The sequence below is a fragment of the Variovorax sp. RKNM96 genome (genome assembly GCF_017161115.1).
Classification (GTDB): Bacteria; Pseudomonadota; Gammaproteobacteria; order Burkholderiales; family Burkholderiaceae_C; genus Variovorax.
In genome coordinates, this window is the sequence record NZ_CP046508.1 from 157,384 (window position 1) to 170,214 (window position 12,831).

Here is a 12,831-nt window from a genome sequence, read left to right on the forward strand (position 1 = left end):
TTTCTCCTTCTCTCAATGGCCGAGGTACACGTCGATCACGCGCGGGTCGGCCTGCACCTGCGCGGCCGTGCCTTCGCTGAGCAACTTGCCCTGGTGCAGCACGGTCACGCGGTGCGCGATGCGCTTGACGAAGTCCATGTCGTGCTCGATCACGACCACCGACTTGCCCGCCGAGATGCGTCGCAGGAGGTCGCCGGTCTGCTCGCGCTCGCGCGGGCTCATGCCGGCCACGGGCTCGTCGAGCAGCAGCAACTCGGGCTCCTGCATCAGCAACATGCCGATCTCCAGCCACTGCTTCTGCCCGTGGCTCAGCTGCCCGGCGCGGTGCCCGAGCCGCTCGGCAAGAAAGACCTGCTCGGCCATCGCATCGATGCGCTCGCGCAGCGCGGGCGTGCGGCGAAAGGTCAGCGACTGCAGCAGGCCGTGCATGCGCGGCAGCGAGATCTCGAAGTTCTCCAGCACTGTGAGGTCTTCGTAGACCGAGGGCGTCTGGAACTTGCGTCCCACGCCGGCGCGCACGATCTCGTACTCGTTCAGCCGACCGAGGTCCTGCCCGTTGAAGAGCACGCGGCCGGCGCTCGGCTTCGTCTTACCGCAGATCATGTCCAGCAGCGTGGTCTTGCCCGCGCCGTTCGGGCCGATGATCACGCGCAGCTCGTTGCGCTCCACCGAGAGGCTCAGGCCGTCCACGGCCTTGAAGCCGTCGAAGGAGACGGTGAGGTCCTCCACGCGCAGGATCTGCTCGTTCGAGTGCGAGAACGCCGCGGCCGCTTGCGGGAGGCCGCCGTTGGGCATCGTCATCGTGGCATTCATGGCGCCGCCTCCGCGCCTCGGCGGCGGCGCACGAGCTTCTCGCCCAGGCCCGCGAGCCCGTTCGGCATGGCCCACACCACGAGGATGAACACCGCACCCAGGAAGTACAGCCAGCCCTCGGGGAAGGTCTCCGACAGGTACGACTTGAGAAAGCCGATCAGCAGCGCGCCGATCACCGCGCCCGGGATCGACAGCCGACCGCCGACCGCCGCGTAGATCACCATCTCCACCGAGGCGACCACGCCGATCACGCCCGGCGCGATCAGCCCCACCTGCAGGCTGTAGAACGCCCCGCCGATGGCCGACAGCATGGCCGCCACCGCGAAGACGAAGGCCTTCATGTGCGCTGTGTTGTAGCCGCTGAAGCGCACGCGGTCCTCGCGGTCGCGGATGGCGATGAGGATCTTGCCGAAGCGGCTGCGAACGATCACGAGCGACACCGCCATCACTAGCGCGATGGCCAGCACCTCGACGAAGTACATGACGCGCTTGGCCTCGTCGCCCGCGATGTCCCATCCCAGCAGCGTGCGGAAATCGGTGATGCCATTGGCGCCGCCTGTGTCGCCCTGCTGGCCGACCACCACCACGGTGAGCGTGAGCGCCAGCGAGAGCGTGACGATCGCGAAGTACACGCCGCTCACGCGCCGCTTGAAGATCGCGTACGAGAACACGTACGCCAGCACCGCGGGAATCGCGAGGATGCCCACGATGGTCCAGCCCAGCGAGTGGAAGGGAACCCACCACGAAGGCAACTGGTCGACGCTGCTCCACACCATGAAGTCCGGCAGCTCGGGGGCCGAGGCTTCCAGCTTGAGGAACATCGCCATCATGTAGCCGCCCAGGCCGAAGAACATGCCCTGGCCCAGGCTCAGCACGCCGCCGTAGCCCCAGGTGAGCACCACGCCCACCGCGACGAACGCGAAGGCCAGGTACTTGCTGATGAGGTTCAGGCGGAACGGATCGAGCGTGAGCGGCAGCACCACGGCCAGGAGCAGCAGCACGGCCGCCATGCCGGCGAGGTCGCCCTTGCGTTGGGAAGAAAGCTTGAACATGCCGTCAGCTCCTCGAACGCGTGGCGAACAGCCCGTTGGGCCGGAAGTACAGCACCGCGATCACCAAAAGGAGGATCGTGGCCTTGGCCATCGAGCCGCTCATGAGGAATTCGAGCCAGGTCTGCGACTGCGCGATGGCGAAGCCCGAGAGCGCCGTGCCCACGAGGCTCTGCACGCCGCCGAACACCACCACGATGAACGAGTCGACGATATAGAGCTGGCCGGTGCCGGGGTTGGTCGAGCCGATCATCGTGAACACCGCGCCCGCGATGCCCGCCAGGCCCGAGCCGAGCGCGAAGGTCATCGCGTCGACGCGGTGCGTGTCGATGCCCACCGCGCCGGCGATGGCGCGGTTCTGCGTCACCGCGCGCACCTTCAGCCCCCACGGCGTGCGGTACAGCAGCAGGTACACGCCCACGGCGACGATGGCCGTCAGCCCCACGATGAAGATGCGTGTGAGCGGCAGCTGGATGCCCGCCGTCGGCTCCCACGCCCCCGCGAGCCAGGAGGCCAGCGGCACGCTCACCTCCTGCGCGCCGAAGATGGAGCGGTAGGCCTGCTGCAGGATGAGGCTCAGGCCCCAGGTCGCGAGCAGCGTGTCCAGCGGCCGGTCGTAGAAGAAGCGGATGAAGCCCCGCTCCAGCAGGTAGCCGAACGCGAAGGTCACGGCGAACGCGAACGGGATCGCGGCGAACAGGTAGAGGTCCATCCAGCCCGGCGCGAAATGTTCGAAGAAGCGCGCCGCCAGGTAGGTCATGTAGGCGCCCAGCGCCATCAGCTCGCCGTGCGCCATGTTGATGACGCCCATCAGGCCGAACACGATCGCCAGCCCGATGGCCATGAGCAGCAGGATGGTGAACAGGCTCACGCCGTTGAACACCTGCATCACCGCGATGTCGAGGTTCATCGCCGTCAGACCTTCGGGAAGGGGTTGGGCTCGACGGGCTGCGGCGATTCCCACACGATGTCGAACTGGCCGTCGGGGCGCGCGCGGCCGACGCGCACCTTCTTCCACACGTGGTGGTTGGTGGCGTGCACGCGCACGGTGCCCTCGGGCGCATCGAGCTCCACGCCCGCGGCGGCGGCCGTGACCTTGTCCACGTCGAAGGACTTGGCCTTCTCGACCGCCAGTTTCCAGAGGTAGACGCAGTTGTAGGCCACCTCCATCGGGTCGCCGATCACGCGCTCCTGCCCGTACCTGGCCTTGAAGGCCTTCACGAACTTCTCGTTGGCCGGCGACTTGATGCTCTGGAAGTAGCCCATGCAGGCGTAGTAGCCGGCGGCGTTGTCCTTGCCGATGCCCTCGATCTCGTTCTCGGACACCACGGTGGAGAGCAGCACCTGCTTGGCGCCGTCCAGGCCCGCCGCGCGCAGCTGCTTGTAGAGCGCCACGTTGGAGCCGCCGACCACCGTGCTGTAGATGCAGTCGGGCTTGGCCGCCTTGATCTTGTTGATGATCGAGGAGAACTCGGTGTGGCCGAGCGGTGCGTATTCCTCGCCCACCACCTTGCCGCCGGCCTTGGCGATGGCGGGCTTGGCGATCTTGTTGCAGGTGCGCGGGTAGATGTAGTCCGAACCCACGAGGAAGAAGCTCTTGCCTTTCTCGCGCGCCATCCACTCGACCGCCGCGATGACCGATTGCGTGGCTTCCTGCGAGGGGTAGAACACGCGCTTGTCCTGCTCCTGGCCCTCGTAGTAGGTGGGGTAGAACAAGAGGCCCTTGGCCTGGTTGAGCACCGGCAGCAGCGCCTTGCGCGAGGCCGAGGTGTAGCAGCCGATGATGGCGGCGACCTTGTCGCGCTCCAGGAGCTTGCGCGCCTTCTCGGCGAAGACCGGGTTCTCGCTCGCGCCGTCTTCCACCACGGCCTCGATCTTCTTGCCCAGCACGCCGCCGGCGGCGTTGATCTCCTCGATGGCGAGCTTCTCGGCATCGACCAGCGAGGCCTCGGCGATGGCGATGGTGCCCGAGAGCGAATGCAGCAGGCCCAGCTTCACCGTCGTGCCTTCCTGCGCGGCGGCAAGGCCGGCCACGCCGCCTGCGGCGCCCAGCACGATCATCGAGCCGCCGGTCTTCACGAGCTGGCGGCGGTTGAGGGAAACGTTCGTCATGTCAAATTCCTTTGCTTTGGTTTTGTGCGAGTCATCAGAGGAACATCCGACCTTCGAAGCCGCGCGTTGGGTGTCTCCTCCCGCGGCGCGGCCCCTGCAAACGAGCGCTCGTTCACCAGTGCTTTTTCTCGGGGCAAAGCTGCGCCACCGGATGACGCGCATCCGTTTTGAAAAGGCTTCGTTGCGACCGAGAAAACAAAAAAGCCCGAACCGGTGGTGAAACCGATTCGGGCTTTGTTGCCCGACCCCTCGCTGGCAGCACTGGCAGCGGGCGTCGTATGAATGAAGGACTGGTAACGATTGCTCGTTGGGGCGGATTCTTCTCAACTCACCCCGCGGCGACCATACGTTCTTTCGCTGATTGGCGGATGCGCATCGCCTGTGGTATTCGCGCGCACACCGGCGCCGCGGCGGCTAGCGTGGGCGGGCGAAATCCGCCTCGATCCAGGCGGTGGCGCTGCCCGAGGTGAGCTTGAAGGCCGGCGAGACGTTCACGCTCGCCAGCTCGCTGTCGTCTTCGTCGTCGTGCGCGCTCAGCGTGGCCGAGGGGTTGTCCTCGTCGGGCACGATGGCGAGCGACACGCGAACGCGTTGTCCGCCCCTCGCCGTCACGGTCACGCTCTTGTTGAGCGTGGCGTGCAGCTGCTGCTCGTGGCGGCGGATCACTTCGGCGGCGGTCTTCACCAGCGTGGAAAAGGCGGGGCCGTCGAGCGGCTTGGGGTTCTTCTTGTCGCGGCCCATGGTCCAGGGGCCGACCAGCGCGGGCTCGGGATCGCCGTGGCGGGTCATCTCGACGGCCCAGCCGTCGTCTTCCTCGTTCTTGATCACGCGGGCGGTCCAGAGGTCGTCGCGCCAGAGGCGGGGTTCCTGGAGGGGGAGGTTGTCTGTGTCGGTCGGTTCGGTCATTCGGAGGCTTGTGTTCGTGCGCGGCCTATTTTCCCCTGTGTGGGGGAGCGCCTATGTATTGCTGCAGCCCATCGACCAGCGCATCGAAGGTGGCGCGGCATCTCGGGCTGTTGCGCAGGTCTTCGTGCATCGTGATCCAGGTCTCCAGCTTCATCGAGAAGCTGCGCGGCATCAGGCGCACCAGTGCGGCATCGCGCCTGGCGAGGCCGGCCTGGCAGATACCGATGCCCGCACCGGCACGGATCAGCGCCAGTTGCGCGAGGTCGCTGTCGGTGCGCAGTGAAAAAGCGTCGCGGCCGTAGCCCGGGAGCGCCTTGCCGGCGTTCCGCACGAACGCCGAGGGCTGGTCGTAGCCGATGACGGCGTGGGCCGCGAGATCTTCCATCTTGCGCGGCGTGCCATGGCGGGCCAGGTAGTCCTTGCGCGCGTGAAAGCCGAGCTCGATCTGCCCGACGTGGCGCGCGACCAGTTGCTCCTGCTTGGGACGCACCATGCGCACGGCGATGTCGGCTTCGCGTCGCAGCAGGTCCTGCACGCGGTTGGTCAGCACCAGCTCGACCTTCAGTGCCGGGTGCGCCTCGCGCAGCCGCGCGACGATGGGCGGCAGCACCTCGACGCCGATCACCTCGCTGGCGGAGATGCGCACGACGCCGCGCACGCCTTCGCCCTGGCTCGTGGCGGCACGCTCCAGCGAGGCGGCGGTGCTTTCCATGGCTTCGGCGTGCGTCTGCAACGCCAGCGCCACTTCGGTGGGCATGAGGCCCACCTGCGAGCGCGTGAACAGGACCACGCCGAGCGCCGCTTCGAGCGCGGCCACATGGCGGCCCACCGTCGGTTGCGTGATGCCCAGCGCGCGCGCCGCGCCGGAGAGCGAGCCCTCCCGCAGGACGCCGAGGAACGAGCGGTACAGCTCCCAGCCGATGTTCGAAGTCATACGTAAATGTATAGCTGCTGTCTCATGCTCGGCAATTCCAATGGAACAGGCATCGACCCAGAATTCAGCCATCGACAACGTTTTCAGGAGCATTTCATGGCACACGACAACACGGTCCTGGTTCTCGGCGCGACGGGCGGCATCGGCGGCGAGGTGGCGAAACAACTCCGCCAGGCGGGGTGGACGGTGCGGGCGCTCAAGCGCGGCTTGGCGCAACCGATGACGCAAGAAGACGGCATCACCTGGCTGCGCGGTGACGCGATGGACAAGCAGGCCGTGATGGACGCCGCGAAGGGTTGCTCGGTCATCGTGCATGCGGTCAACCCGCCCGGCTACCGCAACTGGGCGCAGCTGGTGCTGCCGATGCTCGACAACACCATCGCCGCGGCAAAGGCCGAAGGCGCGACCATCGTGCTGCCCGGCACGGTCTACAACTACGGTCCCGATGCGTTCTCCGGGTCGATCGGCGAAGACGCGCCGCAGCATCCCGTCACCCGCAAGGGCGCGATCCGCGTCGAACTGGAGCGGCGCCTCGAAGCGGCCAGCCGCCACGGCGCCCGCGTGCTGATCGTGCGCGCCGGCGACTTCTTCGGTCCGAAGGCCGGCAACAACTGGTTCTCGCAGGGGCTGGTGAAGGCGGGGCTGCCCGTCAAGGCCGTGAGCTACCCCGGCCGCGACGACACGGCGCACCAATGGTCGTACCTGCCGGACGTGGCCCGCACCATGGTTGCGCTGCTGGCGCGACGCGACAGGCTCGAACCCTTTGCGCGCTTCCACATGGCGGGCCACCACGACACCGACGGCACCCGGATGAGCAATGCCATCCGCAACGTGGTGGCGCGCCGCACGGGCACCACGCCGCGCGTGACGGCCTTCCCGTGGTGGCTGATGACGCTGGCCTCGCCCTTCGTCACCACCTTGCGGGAAATGCGCGAGATGCGTTACCTGTGGCAGACGCCGGTGCTGATGGACAACGCGAAGCTGGTGGCCTTCCTCGGGCACGAGCCGCACACGCCGCTGGAAGAGGCGGTCGAGGCCTCGCTGGAAGGCATGGGCTGCCTCGGCACCGCACCGGCAGCCGTGGCCGCCTGATCGATCAGAAGACCGAAAGCCCCGTGCGCGTCACGAACAGCTCCAGCGCCTTCATGCCCAGCAGTGAGTTGCCGGTGGCGTCCAGTGCGGGCGACCAGACGCAGAGGGTGAGCTTGTCGGGCACGACCGCCACGATGCCGCCGCCCACGCCGCTCTTGCAGGGCAGGCCGATGGAGAACGCCACGTCGCCCGCGGCGTCGTAGGTGCCGCAGGTCAGCATCAGCGCGTTGATGCGCCGCGTCTGCCGCTCGCCGGTGATCTCGGGCTCGCCGTCGATCGGATGCGCGCCGTCGCGGCACAGGAAGGCGGCGGCGCGTGCGAGCTGGCGGCAGCTCATCCGCAGCGAGCATTGGTGAAAGTAGGTGTCGAGCACCGTGCCGACGTCGTTGTCGATCTTGCCGAAGCTCTTCATGAAGTTCGCGAGCGCAACGTTGCGGAAACCCGTGTCGGCTTCGGACTTCGCCACTTCTTCGTCGAACGAGATCGGCTCCCCGCACAGGCCGCTCATCAGCGAGAGGATGTCCGCCTTCGCGCTGCCGCCATTGGCCGCCGCCTGGCTTACCAGCCGGTCGGCCACTGCGATCGCGCCTGCATTGATGAACGGATTGCGCGGCTTGCCCTGTTCGTTCTCCAGCTGCACGAGCGAATTGAACGGATTGCCCGAGGGCTCGCGGCCGATGCGCTCCCACAGCGCATCGCCCATGCGCTGCATCGCGAGTGTCAGCGTGAAGAGCTTGGAGACGCTCTGGATGGAGAACGGCACCTCGCCATCGCCCGCGAACGCTTCTTCGCCGCCGCAGGTGCGCAGCGCAATGCCGAACTGCCGCGCATCGACGCGCGCGAGCGCCGGGATGTAGCTGGCCACGGTGCCGCCCTGGCCGAGTTGCGGGCGCAGGGTGGCGACGATCTCATCGAGGACAGGCTGGAATTTCATGGTCGGGCTCATGCGATGCGTTGCGCGGCAGGGCGCCGGTTGACCAGCACGATGCCCAGTGCCACGCCGATCAGCGCCACGACCAGTTGCGCCGTGAGCGGCTCCTTGAGCAGCACCACGCCGAACACCAATGCGAACAGCGGCGTGAGAAAGGTGAATGAAGACATCTGCGTCGCCGGGTAGTGCCGCAGCAGCCACATCCAGGTGAGGTAGCTCGCGAACGCGCCGATCACCGTCTGCAGGCCGATCGAGGTCCAGGCCCAGGTGGAGTACGAAAAACGCCAGGTCTCGCCGAGCGCGAGCGACAACACCGGGCACACCGCCGCAGTCACCGCCACTTGATAGAAGAGCGTTTTCTCCGCGCTGGCCGTGGCGAGCTTGGTGGTGCGCAGCGTCAGCGTGGTCAGCCCCCAGAGCATGCCGGCCGCGAGACCCATTGCATCGCCGATGAGTTGCGACGAGCTCATGTGGCCGAAGCCCTCGCTGAACGCGAGCACCACGCCCGAGAACGCGATGAAAAGCCCGAGCCATTGAAAGCCCCGCAGCCGCTCCGCCGGCACCCAGCGTGGCAGCAGCAGCGAGACCCAGAACGGCGCGGTGTACAGGAACACGGTGAGCCGCGAGGCGCTGGTGTGCTGCAGGCCGAGGTAGATGCCGGCGAACTCGCCCGCGAAGAGCGCCCCGGCGAGCAGGCCGGGCCACAGCGTGCCGTCACGGTTGAACAGCGGCACGCCGCGCGAGGCGCACCACAGCCACAGCAACGCGGTGGCGCCGATCATGCGGATCGAGGCCTGCCACATCGGCGGCACTTCGGTCACGGTCGTCTTGATCAGGATCTGCTGGAGGCCCCAGAACGCGCAGCACGCGATGAGAAGGCCGATGGCGAGGGAGTCGAGGTGGGTCTTGCGCTGGATCATTCGGGTTGTCGTCGTTGATTCATCGGCCAGCCACCGGGTAGGGCGGCTTGCCTCGGGTGCCGATCATCAAATCGGGCACCACGGTCTCCACATCGGGCACCGCGCGTGCGGCGCGTTCGAGCTTCTTCGCCAGCGCCGCGTTCGGCACGCAGCCCTGCAGGTAGACCCAGCGCCGCTGGACCATCACCCACACGCTGCCGCTGCGCACGCCCGGCACGGCCAGGAGCGCGGCGCGCACCTTGGGCGCGAGCGGCTTGTCGTAGCGGTAGGCGTTGCTGTCGGTGCATTTGCCGGCGAGCCAGCAGCTGGTGCCGCGCTCCAGGCGCGAGTGGGTCTGGATGCGCCGCTCTTCGGCGGTATAGAACGGGCCTTCGGGCGTGGCGCAGGCCGCAAGGCCGGTGGACACCTGGAAGAACGGGTCGTCGAACCAGTTCTGCTTGGGCGCTCCGTTTGCTTCCTGTGCCTGCTGCGCCATCGCGGTCTGCGCGGCCAGCAGCAGGACGGGAAGGAGCGCAGCGGCCCGCATCACAAGGGATGTTCCGTGTAGAAACGCCCGCCGTGGAACAAGAGCGGCGAGGCGCCCGCGTTGTGGGTGCAGCGCTCGACCTCGCCGACGAAGATCACATGGTCGCCCTCGTCGTAGCGGCTGCGGTTGAAGCACTCGAAGCTCGCCGCGGCGCCCACCAGCACCGGCGCGCCGCCGATGCCGCGGGTGAATTCCACGTCGGCCCAGCGGTCGATGTTCTTGGTGGCGAAGCGCTCGGCCAGTTGCTTCTGGCTCGCGGCCAGGATGTTGATGGCGTAGTGGGAGCCGGTGCTGAGCGCGGGCATCGAGCCCGCCGCGCGGGCCAGGCTCCACAGCACCAGCGGCGGCGTGAGCGAGACCGAATTGAAGGAATTGGCCGTGAGGCCGACCAGCGTGCCGTCGGCCGCGCAGGCGGTGACGATGGTCACGCCCGTGGCGAACATGCCGAGCGCTTCCCGGAACTCGTCGGGCGAAAAGGTGGGCGGCTGGGCCCGGCGGGGAGTGGTCACGAAAGGGGCTGGGCGGTGGTCGGCAGGAAGACCATTTTGGCTCAGCGCCCGGCGGGCTGCTTGGGGCGCTCCATCAACTCTGTCACGAGGCGGGTATAGACGGTGGCGGCGGCCGAGGGCGTGCGGCCCGCGAGCGTGACCAGGCTGTAGTGCGTCTGCATGCGCGCGAAGCCGGCGATCGGCAGGGGCACGAGGGCGTCGGTATCGGTGTTCAGGGTGGGCGCATGCGGCGCGAGGATCACCGCGTTGGCGGTGAGGGCAAGGTGGCGCAGGGTGCCTGCGTCGTCGCAGGTGACGTTGAACACGCTGCGGTCGTCGCGTTGGATCTGGCGGTCGAAATGCGCGGCCACTTCGGCGGGCAGGTTCGGGCCGGCGAGGGGATAGGCCATGGCCTTTTCCAGCGTGACCTGCTTCATGCGGCGCAGCGGGTGCTTCGGTTGCACGAAGAACGAGACCGGCAAATCGGGCAGGCGCGTGAGCTTCAGGCCGGGCTGCTTCTTCAGGTCGCGGGTGTCGGCGATGAACAGGTCCAGCTGCCGCCGGTGCAGGCGCTCGCCGAGCGTGGCGGTGTCGGCCACTTCCATTCGCATGAGGAGCTGCGGGTGGCGCTGCGCCATCAGCGACAGGGCCATGCGCCCGAGCGTGCTGGCGGCGAAGGGGCCGAGCCCCACGGCCAGGCTGCCGATGGCCAGGCCTTCGAGCTGCAGCACGTCGCGCTGGATCTGCTGCGCATCGGCAAGGAGCTCACGGGCGCGCGCGAGCACCAGTTCGCCGGCCTGCGTGAAGCGCACGGTGCCGTAGGCCCGGTCGACCAGACGGGCTTGCAGGCTGTCTTCGAGGGTGTCGATGCTGCGCGAGAGCGCGGGCTGCGACAGGTGCACGGCCTGCGCGGCGAGACCGAAGCTGCCTTGCTCGGCAAGCGCGACAAGGTGCTGGAGCTGGCGCAGCTGCATTTTGCATTTTCCGTAAAAAGGATCAGCACATTTTGCATTTGCCAATGCTTCGGGTGGTTCGGAAAATCGCGCGTTGTTCCTGCTTCACCGAAGACAAAGAGACATCGATGACCCCTTCTTCTTCCTTCTCCGCGGCCCTGGTCGCACTGGCCGCCACCTTCGGCAGCGCACAAGCCCCGGCGCAGATCGCACCCAAGCCGCCCGAGGCCGCCACGCTGAAAGCCAACGCCGACATGGCGAAGACGCTGCCCTTCGCCAACCGGCAGGACTTCGAGGACGCGATGCGCGGTTTCATCGGCACCGTGCCCGATGCGCTCGTGCCCGGCGCCGGCCCGCGCCCGGTCTGGAGCATGAAGCCCTACGACTTCCTGAAGGCGAACGAGCCCGCCGACACCGTCAACCCGAGCCTGTGGCGGCAGGCGCAGCTCAATGCGATCCACGGCCTTTTCCAGGTGACCGACCGCGTCTACCAGGTGCGCGGCTTCGACATCGCGAACATGACCATCGTCGAAGGGGACACCTCGCTGATCGTCATCGACCCGCTGCTCACCGCCGAGACGGCACGTGCCGCGCTCGATCTGTATTACCAGCACCGCCCGAAGAAGCCGGTCGGCACCGTGATCTACACACATGGCCACGCCGACCATTTCGGCGGCGTGAAGGGCGTGGCCAGCGAGGCCGACGTGGCCGCGGGCAAGGTGCAGGTGATCGCGCCGTCGGGCTTCATGGAAACCGCCGTGGCCGAGAACATCCTCGCGGGCAACGCGATGAGCCGGCGCTCGCAGTACCAGTTCGGCTCGCTGCTGCCGCCGGGCGCGCGCGGGCAGGTCGACACGGGCCTGGGCAAGGCGCTCGCGCGCGGCACCATCACGCTGATCGCGCCGACCTCGACCATCGACAAGACCACCGAGGAGCGCACCATCGACGGCGTGCAGTTCGTCTTCCAGCTGGTGCCGGGCTCCGAGGCGCCGTCGGAAATGCTCATGTACCTGCCGCAGTTCCGCGTGCTCAACATGGCCGAGGATGTGACGCACACCATGCACAACCTGTACACGATCCGCGGCGCCGAGGTGCGCGACGGCAACCTCTGGGCGAAGTACATCGACCAGGCGCGCGTGGCCTTCGGCGACAAGACCGATGTGCTGATCGCCCAGCACCACTGGCCGATGACGGGGCAGGGACGCATCGCCGACCTGCTGAGGAAGCAGCGCGACATGTACAAGTTCATCAACGACCAGTCGCTGCGACTGCTCAACCAGGGCTACACCGCGGCCGACATCGCCGAGACGCTGCGCATGCCCGCGAGCCTGGAGCAGGAGTGGTCCACGCGCGGCTACTACGGCACGCTGCGGCACAACGCGAAGGCGGTCTACCAGAAGTACCTGGGCTGGTACGACGCGAACCCCGCCAACCTGAACCCGCTGCCGCCGGTGGACTACGCGAAGAAGACGGTGCAGTACATGGGCGGCGCCGACGCGGTGCTCGCGCGGGCGCGGGACGACTTCAAGAAAGGCGAGTACCGCTGGGTCGCCAGCGCGATGAGCCAGGTCGTCTACGCCGATCCCACGAACCGCGCGGCCCGCGAACTCGGCGCCGATGCGCTCGAGCAGATGGGCTACCAGTCGGAGGCCGGCACCTGGCGCAGCGCCTACCTGGTGGGCGCGATGGAGCTGCGGGGCGGCGTGCCGAAGATCCCGGGCGGCAGCAGCTCGAACGCCGACACGCTCAAGGCGGTGAGCAACGACCTCTTCTTCGACTTCCTGGGCGTGCGGCTCGATGCGGCCAAGGCCGAGGGCAAGACGATGGTCATCAACTGGAACTTCACCGATTCGAACCAGCAGTTCGTGCTGACGCTGGAGAACTCGGCGCTCACGCACATCGCCGGCCGGCAGCCCGGCGCCGACGCCACGGTGACGCTGAGCCGAGCGACGCTCGACGCGATCACGCTGAAGGAAACGAGCTTTCCCGCGGCGGTGATGTCGGGCAAGGTGAAGATCGAGGGCGACCGCGCCAAGCTCGGCGAGCTGATGTCGATGCTCGATACCTTCGAGCCGATGTTCCCCGTGGTCGAGCCGCGCAAGTGAGC

Annotated in this window: 13 protein-coding genes; 2 read left to right on the forward strand and 11 right to left on the reverse strand. The window is 67.6% G+C overall.

What is annotated here, in order from left to right; all coding sequences use genetic code 11:
- Positions 1–12 precede the first annotated feature (12 nt).
- The 6 genes from urtD to GNX71_RS00830 all read right to left on the reverse strand — a co-directional run bounded on the left by urtD (position 13) and on the right by GNX71_RS00830 (position 5,814).
- Complete coding sequence (urtD, locus tag GNX71_RS00805) at positions 13–795, reverse strand: urea ABC transporter ATP-binding protein UrtD (RefSeq protein ID WP_042580751.1); 783 nt, start codon at positions 793–795, stop codon at positions 13–15.
- Between the two features lie 14 nt (positions 796–809).
- Complete coding sequence (gene urtC / locus GNX71_RS00810; protein WP_206176571.1) at positions 810–1,865, reverse strand: urea ABC transporter permease subunit UrtC; 1,056 nt, start codon at positions 1,863–1,865, stop codon at positions 810–812.
- 4 nt (positions 1,866–1,869) lie between these two features.
- Positions 1,870–2,772, reverse strand: coding sequence for an urea ABC transporter permease subunit UrtB (gene urtB / locus GNX71_RS00815; protein WP_206176572.1), 903 nt, complete (start codon positions 2,770–2,772; stop codon positions 1,870–1,872).
- Between the two features lie 5 nt (positions 2,773–2,777).
- Entirely contained in the window at positions 2,778–3,974 is a 1,197-nt protein-coding gene (gene urtA / locus GNX71_RS00820; protein ID WP_206176573.1) for an urea ABC transporter substrate-binding protein, read from the reverse strand.
- A gap of 414 nt (positions 3,975–4,388) precedes the next feature.
- A complete protein-coding gene (locus GNX71_RS00825; RefSeq protein WP_206176574.1) occupies positions 4,389–4,880 on the reverse strand; it encodes a hypothetical protein in 492 nt (163 codons plus the stop codon).
- Between the two features lie 25 nt (positions 4,881–4,905).
- Positions 4,906–5,814, reverse strand: coding sequence for a LysR family transcriptional regulator (locus tag GNX71_RS00830; RefSeq protein WP_206176575.1), 909 nt, complete (start codon positions 5,812–5,814; stop codon positions 4,906–4,908).
- A gap of 96 nt (positions 5,815–5,910) precedes the next feature.
- Between GNX71_RS00830 and GNX71_RS00835 the strand changes: the two genes are divergently transcribed.
- Positions 5,911–6,906: an NAD-dependent epimerase/dehydratase family protein gene (locus tag GNX71_RS00835; RefSeq protein ID WP_206176576.1), complete on the forward strand. Its 996-nt coding sequence runs from the start codon at positions 5,911–5,913 to the stop codon at positions 6,904–6,906.
- 4 nt (positions 6,907–6,910) lie between these two features.
- On the opposite strand, the gene GNX71_RS00840 is transcribed toward GNX71_RS00835, so the two are convergent.
- The 5 genes from GNX71_RS00840 to GNX71_RS00860 are packed head-to-tail and all read right to left on the reverse strand — an operon-like array spanning position 6,911 to position 10,745.
- Positions 6,911–7,840 carry a glutaminase gene (locus tag GNX71_RS00840; protein WP_206176577.1) on the reverse strand — a complete coding sequence of 310 codons (930 nt, stop codon included), beginning with the start codon at positions 7,838–7,840 and terminating at the stop codon, positions 6,911–6,913.
- Between the two features lie 8 nt (positions 7,841–7,848).
- Positions 7,849–8,757 carry a DMT family transporter gene (locus GNX71_RS00845; protein ID WP_206176578.1) on the reverse strand — a complete coding sequence of 303 codons (909 nt, stop codon included), beginning with the start codon at positions 8,755–8,757 and terminating at the stop codon, positions 7,849–7,851.
- A 19-nt stretch (positions 8,758–8,776) separates the two neighbouring features.
- Entirely contained in the window at positions 8,777–9,283 is a 507-nt protein-coding gene (locus tag GNX71_RS00850) for a BON domain-containing protein (RefSeq protein WP_206179306.1), read from the reverse strand.
- Entirely contained in the window at positions 9,283–9,792 is a 510-nt protein-coding gene (locus GNX71_RS00855) for a flavin reductase family protein (RefSeq protein ID WP_206176579.1), read from the reverse strand. The genes GNX71_RS00850 and GNX71_RS00855 overlap by 1 nt, the downstream gene beginning before the upstream one ends.
- Positions 9,793–9,833: 41 nt before the next feature.
- Positions 9,834–10,745: a LysR family transcriptional regulator gene (locus tag GNX71_RS00860; protein WP_206176580.1), complete on the reverse strand. Its 912-nt coding sequence runs from the start codon at positions 10,743–10,745 to the stop codon at positions 9,834–9,836.
- 107 nt (positions 10,746–10,852) lie between these two features.
- On the opposite strand from GNX71_RS00860, the gene GNX71_RS00865 reads away from it, so the two are divergent.
- Positions 10,853–12,829: an alkyl sulfatase dimerization domain-containing protein gene (locus GNX71_RS00865; RefSeq protein WP_206176581.1), complete on the forward strand. Its 1,977-nt coding sequence runs from the start codon at positions 10,853–10,855 to the stop codon at positions 12,827–12,829.
- The last annotated feature ends 2 nt before the right edge of the window (positions 12,830–12,831 follow it).